The following is a 14,119-nucleotide window of genomic DNA, read 5'->3' as shown; positions in this document are numbered from 1 at the left end:
AATAAGTATGTAACAAAAGATTATATTGAAAATTAAATCATCTTTTTCTTGTAAAACACATATATTAATAATATTATGTAAGTAACTTTAAAGAACGGAGGGATTTACCTGATGGCATTTTTAAGATTCCGATTTTGTACTTTGAGCCGCTAATTAAATAGTGCTACAAAGGCTCTGCCTGTGTGCAGGGTAATCGGGATTGGTCTGCCTATTTTTAAGGTAAACCCATTTGGGTGATACAAAAAGAGAGAGCGGAGCGAAATTACTCTCTTTTTGATGTCTTAAAAAATAAATATAACAATAAACACTGTAATATGATTCATCATTGGTGTTATTTTGAATATATAGTGAATCATAAATTATTACATTCTATACAAAGACCATTCATAAGACTTGAAAGATCTCTATCTATATTTCTATAGAAATATAAGAAGGAGTTTTTCAGTTTATTTGTTATAGCGTATTCCGTTTACTCAAACCACAGGCAGTCAGCCTGTGGTTTTTGTGTTTATATGAAGACATTAAAGGGGTGTTTATTTATGATAAATGAACAGAATAGTATAGAAGAAATTTTAAAGATTGCGGAAAAGAACGGCTTACAATTGAATAAAGAAACTGCAGAATTAAACGAATCAGGTATGGATTTTCAAGTTGTATTTGCTGCTGATGAACAGGGGGAGACATGGGTACTCCGGAAACCGAGAAGACCAGATGTTATTGAAAGAGGAGCATTAGAGGGAAACATATTACAACTTGTTCAAAAACATTTACCTGTAACGGTGCCGAATTGGAAAATTAATACACCAGAATTGATTGCGTATCCATTAGTAGAAGGTACTCCTGCGGCTGTTATTGATTTAGAGATACAAAATTATGTGTGGCATATTCAAAATAATCCACCGTCTATGACATTTATTCAATCGTTAGCGAAGTCACTTGTTGCTCTGCATTCAATTGATTATGATGAAGCTACTCAGTATGGAATTGAAGTTCTTCAACCTGCTGAAGCAAAGCAATTGTTAATAGAAAGGATGCAGCAAATAAAGTTACAGCTTGGTGTATCAGATACATTATGGGACAGATGGCAAAAATGGCTGGCAGATGAAACATATTGGCCAAAGTATTCTGCATTTGTTCACGGGGACTTACACCCGCCACATATTTTAGTTGATAAAAATGATAAAGTAACAGGTTTGTTGGATTGGACAGAAGCAAAAGTGACTGATCCAGCTACTGATTTTACACTTTACCTTACAATCTTTGGAGAAGGTAATTTGAAAATACTATTAAACGAATATGAAAAAGCAGGAGGGAAAGTTTGGCCAAAAATGTTTGAACATATTATTGAACTTGGTGCTGCTTATCCAGTAATGATTGGGTTGTTTGCTCTTCAGACAAAAGAGGAAGCGCACATGGAGATGGCACGTGGAGCTTTAGGAGTAAATGAGAAATGATTAAGTGAAAGACTGATAAATTAAATTCTGTATAAGATTAATATATTCTAAAGTGAATGTAAGAGTTAGAAAAAGTTATGATTCTGTGAGCTGTTTGCTAAATTTCAAATTATATGTTACCAAATCAAAAAAGGAAGGTGAGTATGGACACTTTCCTTTTTGTGTTTTTATAATCAAGGAATATAAGTTAGATTATATTACAAAGTTATTTTTTGTTAAAAAATGGATTCGGATAGTGTTATAATAGTATAAAAGGGGGTTCAAAATATATGCGGAAATTTTGAAGAATATGGCTTTAAATATTTGCAATTACTTCGTAGTTTTCATTGTTAAATCGATTTCTTTATTTTTGATTCTTATAAAAGGGAAATTTAACTTCTCATTGTACTTAGTTTAAAGGAATGTAACTTGCTTATTTTTTGCTCTATATGATCTATTTATAAATAGTATGTAAAGATGCACGAAAAGAAAGGAAGTATTCACGTTATGAAAACACTACAATTACTAGCATTTAAAGATGTCTTAGACCCCCTTTTTTATGAGAGATTATCTTATGTTCATTGGCCAATCGAATGGTCAGGTCTATTGTTAGAACATAATAGGCCGTATATATTAAAGAAGAAATTAGAAAACCTTAATAAGCAATTGTATAATATGTTTTCTGATATTTTATTTATCCAACATGATCCATATATATTGGCGGAAGGAGAACCGTGGATTATATCTACATGCCCCTTAAAAGCGGAACATTTAGACTGGATTTGTCGCAGTTGGTACGCTGTCATTCATAATTGGAAGCCCACTGAAATGCCTCGAGAATTCCCACTAGAATGGCAATCTGAGTTAGTTTCTCATTTGCCTGTTTTACATGATGAAAAAACGTTGTACAAATGGGTTCCAGCGTTGATTACCCATAAATTTTGTATGCAGTCTTTAAACATATCCATTCAAAATGGATATAAGGGAGAACTATCATTTTATCCACTTCGTTCAAAACATATATGTGAAGCGCTATCAGAACCTATAAAACATGAAGAAACCCAAGACTATTTTTCATATGTATACCGATTTGAGTTTATAACCCGTGGAATTGAAAATATCCCGTTATTAAAAGTTTCAGTTGGGATTAGGCGTTTCTATCAACACTCGGATCAAGATAATTTATCTATACTCCTAAAAAGAAGAAAAGGGACAGTGCTTGTTTCGATTAGAAATCCTATGCTTAATAATGATAAGGAAGTTTTCGTGAAATTAACAATTGAAAGTACACAAACTGGAATAAGATGGACCAAAAAATCTAGAGGATTTCTAGGTGTTTTAATGTTAGAAGAGAAGTTGAAACTTGTTACTATTATTCGAAATCTACAAAAATATAGTGAAGATAAGAGTGTGCGTGTACTAATTGTTTATAATGAAAGTACTTTTAAGGTTTCTGGTACCAAAATAGAACGTGGTATAGGCTTAGCAGAAAAAGAGGCGCTTCTAAAAGAATTTCAGCAAAGATTTCCGCATTTAAAGATGATTCCAGCATGTCAAGAAGTGAAAATAGATGACAATAACGATTTAGTACCTCTACATACACCCAATGGATTGAAAGAAATCACACTAGAATTATGGTCAAATCACATGCTAACGAAAGTAGAAGAGGTATTATTGAAAAACGGAATCGTATTAGAGAAAATGGCTGATACATTCTACAGATTAAATTCTACCCCGCAAGTTGTATTGAGAATTATAGAACGCAGACCAGAAAGAATTAAGCAAGATCCATATCATATGGATTATTGTCATAGATATAAAGAACGCTGTGTCCAACATGTTATTCAAGAATTACATACTATTGCAGATACAGAGTTCGAAATGATTTTGTCTTTAATTGAGATTGAAAAATGTGATGGACGTGAAAAAATTGATCCAAAACAAGTAATTCGAGAAGGTTTTGCGCGAACTAATCGTATTTCACAATTTATTGAGTCGTTAACAGGGAAGGATATAGAGAAGGATCGTATCTTGAGCGCTATACTTGATTTACTAGCAGATAGGGGATTTCTAAAACAAAATTGGAATCGTATAAATATTCCAGGTACACTTGTAAGCTTATCGATAGAAAAAATACATCAAAATCAGTTTCTACCTATTTTTTCAAAAATAAATAGGAAAGAAATTTTATATAAGTTACACGGTAATGAAAATTGGAGAACTTTTGATCATACAATCTTAAGTATGGATAGAAATCAATCTTTTTTACCACAACCTTCTAAACGGAATGACATAGGAATTCATTTTAAACAATTTGTGACAGATGAGTTAATACAAATCGCACAAGAGGCGCGGGAAAAAAACGAACAAGTTTATTTTATAGCTGATGCGAGTATTAGAGATTATTGGATAGAAGAATTGCAAAATGGACAGATTGATATAAATGGTTTGCCTAAAATTGATGCTGTATTGCAATCATTTCCTAACTTAAAAGGAATTAGAATTAATACGTTGAGTGATGTACCAAATTATATACTCAATCAAAAAGATGAAAGTAATAATACTTCAGGTTTATTCGTAGATCAACAAGGAATTTATTATAGTACCGACTTGCAAGCATCAAATGCTGCCTTATTATCGCAACAGCGTGTACTTGAAATAATCATTTTAGGTGCGAAGCGAGAAAAAAGAGATGATATTGCGAGAATGATAGATTATATGTGCAAAACAAGTATGACGCTTAATAGACGTACACTTATGCCCTATCCAATGCAGATGGTGAAAAAGATTAAAAACTACATTACAGATATCGGTTCATGCGGATTAAACGATGAGTTGGATGAAGATATAATGAAGATTGAAAGTAAAAAAAGCAATACCTTTAATTTAATTAATAATTCCAATATATAATTCTTTTAAAAGATAAAAGTGATACAGTAAATGTTTTTTGATAGGGAAGAATTAAAAATGACTGAACTAGCTAAAGACTTTACTCTTTACCTCACAATCTTTCGAGAAGATACTTTGAGAATCCCGCTAATTTATAAATAGCGGGATTTGTCATTTCTTTTTACAAATATAGATATCTATTGTCATGTATAGCGTTGTTTTTTTGTTTACTTTTTGGTACTAGTAGGATTAAGATGTCTTTTAGGAATGTTTTTTATTTGATTGAATGTAACCTATGCAAAAGACTTTTATGCTATGACTTTTTAGAAGTAAGGAATATGATAGGTAGAAAAACAAGAAAATTAACTTCACTATATAAAAGCTAGAAAGAAAGCAGAAAGGGATGGAAAATTGTGAAGAAACTTGATGTGCTGTTAATGGTGCTCAGCTGCCTGTTCCCAATTGCAGGTATTATGAAACAAATCCCTCTTGAATTGTCATTGTTTATAGGAGGATTATTATTTGTTACTAGTTTAGGAAGTTATTATGCAAAACGAATGCATTCACGAATATGTAGTTGGATCGCTTATACTATATTTATCACATTCTTACTGGCAATGTGGAATCAATACGTAACAACTAGTTCGTTAGTAGCGAATGCAAAAATTGCTGCATGTATTGCTGTGATCCCGTTTTTATTCCGATTCCGTACCTATGCGATTACCTTCGGATTACTCGCGTTATGGGGAGCTTTATTATGGGATATAAAACAAATCCAATCATTAACAGTTCTTGGGCGTATCATGAACTTATTGACAACAGAACGATTGTATTTACTTCTGCTAGTAGTAGGTTTCTTACTTGGTGGATTGCTTGCAAATGCATTAAATCGTAAGAATAGTAATGAGAAACAAGAAACAACAAACCTATTCAAACAAAAAAAGAAACGAATCAAACCTAATTTTAAAATTCGTATTCCAAGTCTACCAAAATTTAAAATTAAGATGCTAAAACTGGGGAGAAAATCTTCTAAATCAAAGGAAACACGCACGTATGAACCGACTCGTAAAGAAAATGTGCCAACGTATCATACAACGCAAACAGAGCACCAACATCATGAAGTTGAAACAACGCAAGGTCAAACAAGAATGGAACGAAGAAAAAATCGTTATCATGCATAAAGCGAATTCTTATACAACATTTGAAACCGAAATACCCCTTCGTACAATCGATGGGGTATTTCGGTTTTTTTCATTTTATAATAATTAATATGTGAATATCGTAATTATCGAAAATTGTCATGTGAAAAATATCTGATTAATGATAAGAAAGAAATACTATGAGTAAATTAATTGTTTACGAATGATAGAGTCGATTCTAAAGGAAGGCAAAATTGAATCAATTTTTGAATCGTACCCTAATGATGAAAATACCAAAATCTCCAGTTGAAATGATGAGATGTGCAATGATGCAACAATTTTCAATCAATGAATAAATTTTTATTTTGAGAGTATTATTAAGAGGTTATATAAATTTGAGGAGGTGCTAACAATGTTCATTATCATCACTACTTCAGCATGTCTCTTATTTTGTATTAGCTTGTTACATATTTACTGGGCATTCGGAGGGAAATGGGGCATACATGCTGCGATTCCAACCGAATTTGGAGAAAAGGCCTTTACGCCTAGTACTGGAATGACGTTATTGATTGCCTTTTTGTTAAGTATGGCAGCGGTACTTTTATTATTAAAAACAAATATAATTTCTTTATCGATTCCACATGTTATTGTTCAAATTGGTTCTTGGATTTGTATGTTTGTGTTTGGGATAAGAGTAATTGGTGAGTTCAACTACTTCGGTATTTTTAAGAGAAAAAAAGATACGTATTTTGCCAAAATGGATACGATGTTATTTATTCCGCTATGTACTTTCTTATCTCTTTCGTTTCTCCTAGCAATTATTAGATAAAAGTTAATAGAAGCAATCTAATTATATGTTACACTATAAGCTACACAATTTTAGAAATGAATAGAGGGAAATACATGATTGATAAAATAGAAAAAATCGTTAATGACATGCAGGAGGATGAAGCAAAACATTTACTTCAAAGCATTCTTATACAACTAGATTTACTAGAAGAGGAATATAATGAAGACTCAATAAAACATTTAATGACTATCCCTAAACAACTGATGAATCATACACCATATAAGAGAGATATAACAGAAAGTACACATATTCATATTGCTTTTGATGATTCAATGGCTGGTTGTTTAAAGTACATGTTAAGTCAAGAGGGATTACGACACGAGCATGTTGCTTCATTCTCAGAATTCTTTTCAATTGGACCAATCTACCAACTAGATAAAACTGAAGGACAACAAGCAAGACAGCAGTGGTTATCAAAGAATTTAAATTCATATGATTTCTATTTTGAAGAAGAATATTTACCTAGGTTTATTCAATCATTAGAAGAAATACAGTCGGTCCCAAGCGAAACTCCAATTACAATTTGGAAAGCGGATAATGCTCATGAACATGTTGGACTTTGTTTTGTACTTGCCCAATTAACAGATAAGAAAAATGTTCGATTGATTAACACGTCAGAAGCTCATAGAGAACTGTTACAGAAAGATTATGACATACGTGGGACAGGAGAACTATCACCTGAGAGTCTAGCAATCATTCGTGAAAAGTATAAAGAAAATCCATTTTTAGCTGAAGAGGATCGAACAAAGCTTGAAAAAGAATGGGAAGGCTTATCAACTAACACGGAGGTATTACGAATTTGGAAAGACAATGAAGTGCATGCTGTGCAAGAAAATTATTTTGATGCATTCATTATTGATTGTGCTAAAAAGATAGGAGCAGAAAAAGCTTTCTATAAAGCACCAAGAGTAATTGGAGAAGCACTTGGCCATGTAGAGCAATTAATCGGAGATACTTTTCTTGAATATCGCTTACAGACCTTAATCAAGCAAGATGTATTTAAAGTAGAAGGATCATTAAAGGCAATGCGATTCTATAGTGTGAAATTGAATAGATAAGTACTTTAAGAGCTTATAAAATAAGATTTCGCTACTGCTAAAGCATCTATCAAAAATAGGTGCTTTATTTATTTCATGAATTGTTGGTTAAGAGGGATATTACATGTACTTATAGAGTTTGAAAAATTAGAAATCCATATAAATAAAATCCAGAAAGATAAATTTGGGCTATACATAAGCTTCCTGTAGATAAAGAATCACATATGAATGTTTTAAAGTGAAAAATAAGAAAAAGGTGATGTTTTATATGTATAACCAACCAAATCATCCAGGTGTAGGGTATGACCAAGCAATGTATTATAACCCACAAAATTATGGGTATTATGAAGAAGCGAGTGAAATTAGAGAACATGAGCATGAGGATTATCGGCCTGATGATGCAGAAGATGCTCCAACATCACCACCACCGTCACAAGCGCCTTCCGTACCATCAACATTCGCTGCTCCGGTACAAAGCGCTAATATAAAATCATTTATGTGTAATTGTTTAGGAAGATGGGGATATTTACGTCTACATCGCCCAGGACCGTTTGGAAGAGATTTATGGTTTTTCCCAACGGAAGTTAGACGAAACGGAGTATCGGGATATACTTGGCAAGGTGGTCGTCGCCGGAAAGTAAGTTATCGATATCAACAAATTAGTAATTTTATGTGTTTTGGTTAGAAAGAAAAGGAGAGAAGGATATACCTTCTCTCCTTTTCTTTTGTAAAAATGTGCATCACTTAATTATTTTTCAATAAGTAAAGTAGGATCATAACAAAAGATTTGCAATTTTCTTGTTTTTATTAAGGTATAATTCATATGTTGAAGTGATTTTCACAATAGACGAAAGTGAGGGAGTATGATGCCTTTAAAAAACAAGGTGGGTCGAAAAATAGAAGATGGTATTCAGTTAGCTTCTGCGGAATTTAAAGAAGATGCTTATGAAATTTATAAGGAATCCCGTAAATTGCAACCTATTTTGTTTGTATGTAATGGTGAGCTAGGTAGGGAATGGCTAATTACAAGATATGAAGATGCATTACCACTTTTAAAAGATTCGCGTCTCAAAAAAGATCCAGAAAATGTATTTTCTCAAGAAGGTTTGCAACCATTTCTTTCGGTTGAAAATAGTGACCACTTAACAACGCATATGTTAAATTCGGATCCACCTAATCATAGTCGCTTACGATCACTTGTCCAAAAGGCATTTACACCTAAGATGATTTCACAATTAGAGGGACGGATTCAACATATTGCAGATACTTTATTAGATCGTGTAGAGCATCAACAAACTATCAATCTCGTGGATGACTATGCTTTCCCATTGCCAATCAATGTAATCAGTGAAATGCTCGGTATTCCAACAGAGGATCAAGAAAAATTTAGAGTGTGGTCCCATGCGGTAATCGCTTCTCCTGAAACACCAGAGGAGATAAAGGATACTGACGAAATATTATCTGAATTTATTACATACCTTCAATATCTAGTTGATGTGAAAAGAAATGATCCGAAAGAAGATTTAGTAAGTGCATTAATTCAAGCAGAAAATGAAGGCATTAAGTTAAGTGCGCGAGAGCTGTATTCAATGATTATGTTACTTATTGTAGCCGGACATGAAACAACGGTAAACCTAATTACAAATACGGTATTGGCTCTACTAGAGAACCCAGAGCAATTACAGTTATTAAAAGAAAAGCCAGAGCTTATTGACTCAGCAATTGAAGAAGGATTACGCTATTACTCTCCAGTTGAAGTTACAACCGCACGATGGGCAGCTGAATCTTTTAAAATCCATGATCAAGAGATTCAAAAAGGAGATATGGTTATCATTTCATTAGCATCAGCAAATCGTGATGAAGATGTCTTTGTTAATCCAGAAGTGTTTGATATTAAAAGGGAAAATAATCGGCACATTGCTTTTGGACACGGAAGTCATTTTTGCTTAGGTGCACCATTGGCACGTTTAGAGGCGAAAATTTCCATTTCGACTTTGTTAAGACGTATGCCTAACTTACAAATAAAAGGCGAGCGGGAAGAAATTAAATGGCAGGGAAATTATTTAATGCGCTCTTTAGAGGAATTACCGTTAACTTTCTAGAATAGGTACTTGAAGACATGCATACATTTTTTACTGTTCACATAGAGTATGTATGTGCCATTTAAAATCGAAACGGAAGGGTGAAAATATCCCAATGATCAACTAATTCTATTTTTCAAGAAAGCTTCGTTAAAAAACGAAATATGCTTCTGAATAGGATTAGTACGTACATTTTTGTATAAAAGGGATGTGTTTTCGCACTGCGATTATATAGTCTTTTTCATATGATTTGTGCTGCCTCCTATTCAGAATGTAGAATAGGGGGCTTTTTTATGTCAATGAATGTAGAAATGAAATCGAAGAGTAGTGTATCACACGTATTAAAAAATCGATTTGTGCAAGGGATTCTTGTTTCGGCATTATTTTTGCAGGTAGGTATATGGGTACGGAATTTTGCAGTATTGCTTTATGTAATGGAAATGACAAATGGGGATGCTTTTGCCATTTCTATGATTTCAGTTGCTGAGTTTGCTCCAATTTTTATTTTTTCGTTTATTGGCGGAACTTTTGCAGATAGGTGGAAACCGAAAAGGACTATGGTTTGGTGTGAAATTTTAAGTTCTTTATCCGTATTTGTAGTATTGCTTACACTTATGTTTGGTACGTGGAAAATTGTATTCTTTGTTACTTTAATCTCAGCGATTCTTTCACAGTTTTCACAGCCTTCAGGAATGAAATTGTTTAAACAGCATCTATCTACGGAGGAAATACAATTAGCTATGTCCTTATATCAAACGATTTTTGCAATCTTTATGGTGCTAGGACCTATACTTGGTACATTTGTATTCCAAGGGTTCGGAATTTACACATCAATTATAGCGACAGGTATTGCATTCTTACTCGCAGCAATTGTATTGCTATTTCTCCCTAAAGATATTGAAAATCAAAGCGAAAACAAACAAATTAGTTTGTTTCAAGAAATGGCGGATGGAATTAAGTATGTGAAGTCAAAGAAAGCGTTAATATTACTTGGTGTTTGTTTTATGGCAGCAGGATTAGGTATTGGCCTTATTCAACCACTAGGGATTTTTATCGTAACAGAACAACTAGGTTTATCGAAAGAAAGCCTACAATGGTTATTGACTGTAAATGGTGCCGGTATGATTATTGGCGGAGCTTTAGCAATGGTATTTGCGAAGAATGTCGCTCCGCAAAAGATGTTAATCGTCGGGATGCTTGGGCAGGCTGTCGGTATTGGTATTATTGGTTTTTCTACAAATTTATGGATTACACTTACAGCTCAACTTTTTAGTGGTTTAGCTCTTCCGTGTATTCAAATTGGAATTAATACTCTTATTATTCAAAACTCTGATACAGACTTTATTGGACGTGTGAACGGGATTTTGAGTCCATTATTTACAGGTTCAATGGTAGTGACAATGAGTATAGCAGGTTCGCTAAAAGAAGTGTTTTCGCTAAGTATGATGTATGAAGGGACAGCATTATTATTCATTATTGGACTATTATTCATTTTACCAATATATAATTTGAAACCTGTAGTAGCAACTTCAAATGATATAAATAATGAAGAAGGAGCTATTCAGCATGAATCCTAATCCAGATGTAAAATACCCGATTGAAGGAAATAAAAGTGTTCATTTTATAAAAAATACAATAACAAGACCTAATATTATTGTTGGCGATTACTCTTATTATGATTCGAAAAATGGAGAAACGTTCGAAAATCAAGTGCTATATCATTACGAGATAATCGGAGACTATTTGATTATGGGGAAATTTTGCTGCGTGGCACCTGGTGTTACATTTATTATGAATGGTGCAAATCACCGAATGGATGGATTCTCAGCGTACCCATTCAATATTTTCGGCCATGGCTGGGAGAAATTTACACCTGCACTTTCTGATTTACCATATAAAGGAGATACAGTAATCGGAAATGATGTATGGATAGGGATGGAGGTTACTATTATGCCAGGAGTTACACTAGGGGATGGAGCCATTATTGCAGCAAAATCTGTTATAACAAAAGATGTTCCACCATATACAATTGTTGGAGGGAATCCTGCTATGGAGATAAAAAAGAGATTTTCTGATAATGTAATAAGTGAATTGTTAGAAATAAAATGGTGGGATTTAGATATTAAAACAATTTCTACAAATATTGGTGCGATTGTAAATGGGGATATAGAAGCTTTAAGAAAAATCGTTCCAAACAAAGGAGCATATAAAAAGTAAAAAATGAATCACGAAAAGGTATCATACCTCCCAAAATGGTTAATGATAAAAGAATAAGGAGGTGTGATATCTATGGCACAAGATGTTTTATGTGAAGTAAACAACTGTAAATTTTGGGGTAATGGAAACAAATGTAACGCAGAAGCAATTTATGTTGTGAGTCATAAAGGGAACCAAGCATCTACAACGGAAGAAACAGACTGCAAAACGTTTGTACCAGAAGTTTAAAGGATAAAGGGTAACCATGTGGTGGTTGCCCTTTTATTAATTATAGTATTGATAATAAATCTCATTTTCATTCACTGTTTTTACTTTTCTTGTTAATATTTTATATTTTTTTCATAAGAGAAGCGATCCAAGATAGTTCATGTTCAATACGTGATTTACTATAGTGTACAACTTCAGTAATAAAAGCGGATGTTTCACTTAATAATTGAATAGAAGTTAATTGTTTATGTAACACATTTTGACGAGAGGTTAAAATCTCTGCTCGAGCTTCATAATCAAGTTTTTCAAACAATGCGACACGTACAAGAAATTCAGCATCATTAGAAGCAGTTTTTTCTGGGAACTCTCGCATCATTTCATAAAAAATTTCTGTGCCTGTATGAGTTAGTGCATAAATATTACGATTCGGCTTACCTATTTGTTGATGGACTTCTTTTGTAATGGCACCCATATCTTCAAAACGGCGGAGAGCAGGATATAGCATGTTATGATTTAATTCGAAATTTTCTCCAAGCCGATTTTGAATATTTTTCTTAATTTCATAACCATATTTTGGACCAGATGTTAGTTCAGCAAGTAATAAAATATCAACGTACATAAGTATCCTCCTAATTTTTTCTCAACAAAATATTTCTCCTCATATGTTAAAATAACATATGTTAGTCTATACATCTTTGTACAGCCGACCTATTACTTTTATTGTAAAAGAAAAGGGAGGAAAGAACTATGAATTCGCCTGAAAATGTCATTTTGATTCATAAAATTTCAAAACTGAAAACAAAGGAAGATCTGTGGAATCCGTATTGTTGGTATCAGAACATGAGAGAGAATCATCCTGTTTATTATGACGCAGAGCAAGATGTATGGAATGTTTTTTTATACGATGATGTAAATCGTGTTTTATCGGATTATCGCTTATTCTCAAGCAGAAGAGATCGTAGACAATTTTCCATTCCACCTCTAGAAACAAGAGTAAATTTAAATTCTTCTGATCCTCCTGAACATCGAAATGTTCGTTCAATTGTTTCAAAGGCGTTTACCCCAAGAAGTCTTCAGAAATGGAAACCACGGATACAGGAAATTGCAAATGAACTTGTGAAAGATATGAGCAATTATAATGAAATCGATATTGTAGAACAGTTTGCGGCTCCTTTACCTGTAACTGTTATTTCGGATTTATTAGGAGTACCAACAACGGATCGTAAAAAGATTAAAATGTGGTCGGATATTTTATTCATGCCGTATAGTCAAGAAAAGTTTACTGATTTAGATCAGCAGAAGGCAGTGGCTTTACATGAGTTTAAAACATATCTTTTACCAATTGTTCAAGAAAAGCGATATCATTTGGAAAATGATATTATTTCGGATCTTATAAGAGCTGAGTATGAGGATGAAAGATTATCAGATGAGGAAATTGTTGTATTTTCATTAGGCCTTTTAGCAGCTGGTAATGAGACAACTACAAATTTAGTTATCAATAGCTTTTATTGTTTTTTAGTAGATGCACCAGGGACATATAAAGAGTTAAAGAGAAATCCAGAGTTTATACCAAAAGCAATAGAAGAAGTACTACGTTATCGTTTTCCGGTCACATTGGCACGAACAATTACAGAAGATACAACGATATTTGGTCCGAAAATGAAAAAGGGGCAGATGATTGTTACATGGGTAAGTGCAGCCAATTTGGATGAAAATAAATTCTCACAAGCTTCTCTTTTTAACTTGCATCGCTCAGAAAACGAAAAACATTTAACATTTGGAAAAGGTCCGCATTTTTGTTTAGGCGCACCACTTGCACGTCTGGAAGCGGAAATTGCGTTGAAAACATTTATTCAACAATATGACGATATAGAGTTGTCTGCATCTTTTCATTTAGAAAATTGCATACTTGAGAATGAACAAACATTAAAACGTTTGCCAATTCTTTTGAAAAAATAATACAAATAAGAAAAAACAAGGTGCTAAAGTATTGGCATCTTGTTTTTTCTTATTTCTCAATTGTAACCTAATTTTTTCTTTCGTACGATAGAAGTGAGTTGTACTCATTAAAAATAGATAAATAGATAGAGTGGAGAATGATGTTTGTGTTAACTCGTAATGGAAGTACTGTATTTCAAAAGTTTACTTCTAAGTAAATGTAAACTGTAAATGACTGCAAGTTGAGTTGCAATTTAGCGAGAGAAGAAACAAATAAATTCTTAAATAAAAAAGCCATATTACTGTAACATAAGAAGTAGTCTATAAT

General features: G+C 33.1%; 12 protein-coding genes. 11 read left to right on the top strand and 1 reads right to left on the bottom strand.

Going from position 1 to position 14,119, the window contains the following annotated elements; translation table 11 throughout:
- Positions 1 to 539: 539 nt before the first annotated feature.
- The 10 genes from AZF08_RS14620 to AZF08_RS14575 all read left to right on the top strand — a co-directional run bounded on the left by AZF08_RS14620 (position 540) and on the right by AZF08_RS14575 (position 11,874).
- Complete coding sequence (locus tag AZF08_RS14620; protein WP_033676816.1) at positions 540 to 1,454, top strand: macrolide 2'-phosphotransferase; 915 nt, start codon at positions 540 to 542, stop codon at positions 1,452 to 1,454.
- A gap of 486 nt (positions 1,455 to 1,940) precedes the next feature.
- On the top strand, positions 1,941 to 4,343 hold the full coding sequence (locus AZF08_RS14615) for a pPIWI_RE module domain-containing protein (RefSeq protein ID WP_033676817.1): 2,403 nt from the start codon (positions 1,941 to 1,943) through the stop codon (positions 4,341 to 4,343).
- Positions 4,344 to 4,735: 392 nt separating this feature from the next.
- Positions 4,736 to 5,503 (top strand): DUF3959 family protein, encoded by a 768-nt coding sequence (locus AZF08_RS14610; protein WP_033676818.1) that lies wholly within the window; start codon positions 4,736 to 4,738, stop codon positions 5,501 to 5,503.
- Positions 5,504 to 5,873: 370 nt separating this feature from the next.
- On the top strand, positions 5,874 to 6,290 hold the full coding sequence (locus AZF08_RS14605) for a DUF3995 domain-containing protein (RefSeq protein ID WP_033676820.1): 417 nt from the start codon (positions 5,874 to 5,876) through the stop codon (positions 6,288 to 6,290).
- 74 nt (positions 6,291 to 6,364) lie between these two features.
- A complete protein-coding gene (locus AZF08_RS14600; protein WP_033676822.1) occupies positions 6,365 to 7,369 on the top strand; it encodes a DUF1835 domain-containing protein in 1,005 nt (334 codons plus the stop codon).
- A 247-nt stretch (positions 7,370 to 7,616) separates the two neighbouring features.
- Entirely contained in the window at positions 7,617 to 8,033 is a 417-nt protein-coding gene (locus AZF08_RS14595) for a hypothetical protein (protein WP_033676824.1), read from the top strand.
- A 181-nt stretch (positions 8,034 to 8,214) separates the two neighbouring features.
- Entirely contained in the window at positions 8,215 to 9,450 is a 1,236-nt protein-coding gene (locus tag AZF08_RS14590; protein WP_033676825.1) for a cytochrome P450 family protein, read from the top strand.
- Between the two features lie 272 nt (positions 9,451 to 9,722).
- Complete coding sequence (locus AZF08_RS14585) at positions 9,723 to 11,006, top strand: MFS transporter (RefSeq protein WP_033676827.1); 1,284 nt, start codon at positions 9,723 to 9,725, stop codon at positions 11,004 to 11,006.
- A complete protein-coding gene (locus AZF08_RS14580) occupies positions 10,996 to 11,646 on the top strand; it encodes a Vat family streptogramin A O-acetyltransferase (RefSeq protein ID WP_033676830.1) in 651 nt (216 codons plus the stop codon). Before AZF08_RS14585 ends, AZF08_RS14580 begins: the two co-directional genes overlap by 11 nt.
- A gap of 72 nt (positions 11,647 to 11,718) precedes the next feature.
- Positions 11,719 to 11,874, top strand: coding sequence for a DUF1540 domain-containing protein (locus tag AZF08_RS14575; protein WP_063177300.1), 156 nt, complete (start codon positions 11,719 to 11,721; stop codon positions 11,872 to 11,874).
- A gap of 100 nt (positions 11,875 to 11,974) precedes the next feature.
- On the opposite strand, the gene AZF08_RS14570 is transcribed toward AZF08_RS14575, so the two are convergent.
- On the bottom strand, positions 11,975 to 12,472 hold the full coding sequence (locus AZF08_RS14570; protein ID WP_033676832.1) for a PadR family transcriptional regulator: 498 nt from the start codon (positions 12,470 to 12,472) through the stop codon (positions 11,975 to 11,977).
- A 128-nt stretch (positions 12,473 to 12,600) separates the two neighbouring features.
- Here AZF08_RS14570 and AZF08_RS14565 point away from each other — a divergent pair, with 128 nt between their 5' ends.
- Entirely contained in the window at positions 12,601 to 13,812 is a 1,212-nt protein-coding gene (locus AZF08_RS14565) for a cytochrome P450 (RefSeq protein WP_033676834.1), read from the top strand.
- The last annotated feature ends 307 nt before the right edge of the window (positions 13,813 to 14,119 follow it).

The organism is Bacillus gaemokensis (assembly GCF_001590835.1).
GTDB classification, from domain to species: Bacteria; Bacillota; Bacilli; order Bacillales; family Bacillaceae_G; genus Bacillus_A; species Bacillus_A gaemokensis.
This window is presented reverse-complemented; position numbering and strand designations above follow the sequence as displayed.